The sequence below is a fragment of the Mycobacterium sp. genome, assembly GCF_008709575.1.
Lineage (GTDB): Bacteria > Actinomycetota > Actinomycetes > Mycobacteriales > Mycobacteriaceae > Mycobacterium.
This window is the reverse complement of sequence record NZ_VYIK01000450.1, coordinates 1-625: the sequence shown is the minus strand read 5'-3', so window position 1 is coordinate 625 and position 625 is coordinate 1. Positions and strand designations below refer to the sequence as shown.

The 625-nt window shown below is 65.1% G+C and carries 1 protein-coding gene; it reads left to right on the top strand.

Annotation, left to right across the window (positions count from 1 at the left end; genetic code table 11):
• Window positions 1-236 precede the first annotated feature (236 nt).
• A complete protein-coding gene (locus F6Q13_RS19530; RefSeq protein WP_293060021.1) occupies window positions 237-464 on the top strand; it encodes a hypothetical protein in 228 nt (75 codons plus the stop codon).
• The last annotated feature ends 161 nt before the right edge of the window (window positions 465-625 follow it).

Below are 625 nucleotides of genomic sequence, written 5' to 3'. Positions count from 1 at the left end.
AGCGCGACTCGTTCGCATCGAGTAGGTCAGGGGTTCGAATCCCCTTAGCTCCACCCACGACGGCCGCCAGCGATCCTTGACCTTCGAAAGCCGCAGAGCGTTTCAAGACCCTGCTGGATGATCACGGCCCGGACGAGGCGCTGCGTATTATCGAGCTCGTGCGGCGGCCGCGGCCGCCGTCGGGCATCTGCGCAGCGGTAAAACAATACCCGCCATCGTGCGGCTCGGTCAGCGACGTGGGCGCCTACCTGAAACTCGCGACCGCGCGCGACGCGCCAACTACGGTTGCCGAGAGCTCTTCGGAAGCACAAGCTGCGACCGTCGGCGACGCTGGCACCGAAAGTGTCGGCATATGGAAATATCACGGCTGCGCTGGAGTAGATCCGATCGTGCACGCTGCCGCTCGCGTTCGGTTCGACGCCTACATGGTGGAGGGGCTGCACGATGCCGGTTGCGACACGTGATCAAGGAGGTCGGCCGCGACGGCATGGTCGGGCTGGCCGTCGTGGTTCAGTCCGTTGTCGATGGGAGCGACACGGTACCCGTCGACGTGGAGAAGATAACGCGGCCGTGCGTTGGAGCCGTCGCGCCGACGGTTCTGATATCGGGTTACCTGGCCGGGCCG